Source organism: Thermaurantimonas sp., assembly GCF_046299575.1.
Classification (GTDB): domain Bacteria; phylum Bacteroidota; class Bacteroidia; order Flavobacteriales; family Schleiferiaceae; genus Thermaurantimonas.
Window position 1 is genome coordinate 1 of the sequence record NZ_JBKBHX010000014.1, and the last position, 3,809, is coordinate 3,809.

Annotated in this window: 5 protein-coding genes; 1 reads left to right on the forward strand and 4 read right to left on the reverse strand. The window is 44.0% G+C overall.

Features of this window, described 5'->3' with window-relative positions; all coding sequences use genetic code 11:
* Window positions 1-37 precede the first annotated feature (37 nt).
* The gene (locus ACK4EX_RS11665; protein ID WP_409773031.1) at window positions 38-1,177 is read left to right on the forward strand and encodes a glycosyltransferase; all 1,140 of its coding nucleotides are present in this window, start codon (window positions 38-40) and stop codon (window positions 1,175-1,177) included.
* Between the two features lie 258 nt (window positions 1,178-1,435).
* On the opposite strand, the gene ACK4EX_RS11670 is transcribed toward ACK4EX_RS11665, so the two are convergent.
* From ACK4EX_RS11670 to ACK4EX_RS11685, 4 genes are all read right to left on the reverse strand, one after another.
* Entirely contained in the window at window positions 1,436-1,891 is a 456-nt protein-coding gene (locus tag ACK4EX_RS11670) for a gliding motility-associated C-terminal domain-containing protein (protein ID WP_409773040.1), read from the reverse strand.
* 45 nt (window positions 1,892-1,936) lie between these two features.
* Window positions 1,937-2,611, reverse strand: a complete 675-nt coding sequence (locus ACK4EX_RS11675; protein WP_409773033.1) for a hypothetical protein — start codon at window positions 2,609-2,611, stop codon at window positions 1,937-1,939.
* Window positions 2,612-3,124: 513 nt separating this feature from the next.
* The gene (locus tag ACK4EX_RS11680) at window positions 3,125-3,322 is read right to left on the reverse strand and encodes a T9SS type A sorting domain-containing protein (RefSeq protein ID WP_409773035.1); all 198 of its coding nucleotides are present in this window, start codon (window positions 3,320-3,322) and stop codon (window positions 3,125-3,127) included.
* Between the two features lie 165 nt (window positions 3,323-3,487).
* The coding region (locus tag ACK4EX_RS11685) for a hypothetical protein (protein WP_409773037.1) at window positions 3,488-3,809 on the reverse strand (322 nt) is incomplete at its 5' end.

The window sequence follows — 3,809 nt, forward strand, 5'->3', positions numbered from 1 at the left end:
GGTATTTGTCTTCGTGAGAAAAAAGAAAAAAAAGTAATTGAATCTTCCCAACTTCGTTACATTTCCTACAGTTCACTGGGGACATAACTGGGAACGGCAGCACGAGTTGATTTTTCGAACCTCAGAGTGGTTTGAAAGAGCTTTTGTGCATCAGCCTTATGGTTTAATCAACTATGGAATAAACGATTTACTGCATAAAATTCAGGAATACTCGGCTAACAAAAGAAAGTCAGCTCCGGCGATATTAACCAACCCTGTTGGGAGAAATTTTGAATTCGTCAATCACTTTTACCTACCTTTTCATTACAAAAAGGCAATCGACAGGTTGAATTACAAAATTCTGTCGAAGAAGGCTGCCCCTGCCGAAGAGTCGGTGGTATATGCGGGATACTGCAATGCCTTTATATTGCACTATTTTCGAAAAGGGGGGTTTCGCTGGTTGGACTTATTTGCACGTCGTCAGGTATCTGATCAGTTGTCGAGCAAGGCAAAAGAAGTCGAACGCAAGGCGGTAGAATCAGCGGATTTAATAACAGCTGACAGCCTCACTACTATAGAAGACTATGCATATATAAGGCCGGATATCATGTACTTGCCTCAGGGTGTGGATGTCGGGAGATTTTACCCTACGACTGGCCTCGAAGACATTGCTCAGCGGGCCGCCCATTACAGAGGTGTAGTTGGCTATATGGGTACCGATCTGGTGGTAGATGTGCCCTTGATGGAAGGCATTGTGGAGACATGCACTGATCTTCTGTTTGTGTTGATTGGCGATTTCAGGCAAGAAGGTTTAGGTAGGCTCAAAAAGCATTCGAATGTCTATTTTACTGGCCGAATAGGATACTTCGAGTTGAACAAAGCATTGAACAGTACAGATGTGGGTTTGATTCCTTACTTGATCAACGATCGCACCTCAGGTGTATTTCCGACAAAATACTATGAATATTTAGCATGTAATAAGCCAGTGGTCACGACACCTTTACCTGATTTAACAGATAAAGTATCAGGGCATGTAGCCGTAGCAGAGGGTGTTCAAGGGTTTGTAGAGGCTATATACGAACTGTTAGAGAAAAATTATGAGTCTCATGCACCTCTCTTAGAAGCTGTGGAGAATACGTGGACAAAGCGATTGGAAATAATAAAAGGGGAATTAGCTAGAAAAAATATACTTAGCTAACAAGTAGATATAGGTTTTCACAGTCATTTTTTTGAAAACTTTCCGTCAAGAAGGATAGGATTTTTTAATCCCCCAGGCTTCAACGGCGAAAGCTCAGGGGAGTATTGTCGCTACCTTCGGCTCTCTGATCATTTGGCTGTTAAGAGGGGGAGCGTGTGCTATTGCAGACCAATTCGCGAACATACGTTACTAAATCAGCGCAGATCTGTAATTTTCAGGTTTAGCTGTATAGTCTGCGATTAAAGGTCAAAAATAAAATCACCGATACAGCCGTATGTCTCCCCGGCGGATGGGCATGGGATTACCGTGGCGGTCGGTGTGGCGGATTACATACAGGTACACCCCGTCAGGTACCGGGCGGCCGCGGTGGGTGCCATCCCAGCACTGGCCGATGTCGTCGCTCTGATACACCAGCTCGCCCCAGCGGCTGAAGATCTGTATCTGATAGCTGGCCAGATACTCGCCTGCTACCTCGAAGCAGTCGTTGCGCCCATCAGCGTTGGTCGTAAATGCATTGGGGATATACAGGGTGGTGAAGGTCTGCTCCTTATCCCAACAGAAGCGAGCGTAGAGCCTGAAGGGATCGGTGTGGGCAAAGCACTCGTTGTACTTATAGGCCAAATAGGTGCCGGGCTCGCGCACCGTGATGGCATAGGTCGTGTCTCCGGTGCTCCACACCGTGGTGATGCCCGGCATGCCGGCGGGTACCGGCACGGCCAACTGTGCCGACAGCCCCTTGCAGATCGTGTCGGGGTGCGGCTAGACCGTGGTGACAAAGTCACTGATAAAGCCGACATTGATGGTGTCGCTCCGGGCCATAAACTCCCCATCGATGGTCACCCTTACCTGGTAGCTGCCCGGCTGGGTGACAGTGATGGTGGATGTGGTATCGCCAGTGCTCCAGAGGTAGGTGCGGGTTTCGTATTCCAGGGCGTAGAGGCTGTCGATTACCGTAAGGGTGAGCACTATAGAATCGCCAACGCACAGCACCGTATCAGCCGGCAGATGCACCCTGAAGACCGTATCGCTGCACCGGAAAAAATGCACGTCGTCAATGTAGAGTATAGAAACAAATCTTTCTGGTATTTGATTTATTCCACATCGAATCAGCACCAAATCACCTGTGGAATCGACGATGGAGCTGAAATTATCATTTCTGTTTGGCTCTAACCAACCTATATACATCATATTATAATTTCCATTGTTTATGGTCGATTTAAATGATATCTTCTTCCATTCAGCAGACTGATTTATTGAAGCCGAATCGTTAATCAGGATTACATGGCCAATCGAGTGAAGGTCAGCATAGGTGTAATGAGTGAGGTAAGGTGGGACGAGCCGGAATACATACAATGAATCATCTTTTAAAAAGATGCCAATACTTTTAAATCGAAAGGAGTTTCTGCTATCGGCACGAGCATAAAAAAACCACAATAATCGCCCGTTTTGCCGGTGTCTTTTAAAACATTACCAACTAATGAAACTCGAATCTCTTTTTGATGAAGTGAAGTACAAATTCCATTTACTGATCTGTTATCATAAATAAATGTACTAAAAAATGCGAGATGTGTAATTCCACTTCTTGACTGTGGAATAGGTATTTTATTGGGATCATGTAAAAACAGATTTGGATTCGGAGTATTTTGTGTATAAAGTTTACCATTTCTCTTGACATCAGTATATTCAAGCAATGGATATGACATATAAAGATTAAGATGCCAATTTTTAACAATCGGACCACCATGAGAAATTACCCTTTCCAGTCCAACAAAAGGTCACCCAAAAGAGGTATTACATGGTTTTTCCAACTCATCAAAAGAAGAATTTCGAACCAGATTTTTCGCATTTCCATGGGTATATATACTTACCAGAACAATTAGGATATACTTTCTCATCAGCATTGATTTTTTTGAAGCCGGATGAAGGATTTAATCCGGCTTTTTTCATTTATTGTTTTACTAGTTTATATACATTTTGATAGCCACTTCGAAGCGTAGAAAGCATGTAAATACCTGCCGGCAAATCATGCAGGTCCAGCTTAACCAATTTGCCTAGGCTCAACTGATATTTTTGAAACACAAGCTGACCTTGCAGATTGTACAAGGATAAATCTACCCGGGAATGACCACTGCCTTGAATATTCAATCGGTCTGTAAAAGGATTTGTGTAGAGTTGTATTCCAGGCGCAAGCAGTTCTGATGCATCAAGCGGTCGATACGACGAGGCTGAGATGCAGGAATATAAAGTTGCATTATCAATAGAAATAATAATATTTGTTTGGGGTTTAAAATCTGATCCCTGACTGGTGTTTCAGTAATAAATCGGGGAAGGATTTGTATTTAATAAAGACCCAACTATTTTATCTTGCGAGCTAGGATTGATCCACCTATTTTTTGCTGTTTGGCCGGGGGATCCGATGTTGCCGATGTTTACCTCGTGGAAGTAGATGCCCAAGGTGGAGATAAAATCGTTGCACTCAATGCGTGTGAAGAGCAGATTGTCTCTGCCATAAAGGCCATAGCAGAGGTTTTCTATTGAGTTTGATGATACCCAGGTGTTGAGCGCACGGTGGAGATGAATGCCGCAGTAGGCATTCATACCGCAATCGTTCATCGATGCCAGATGCTCGATG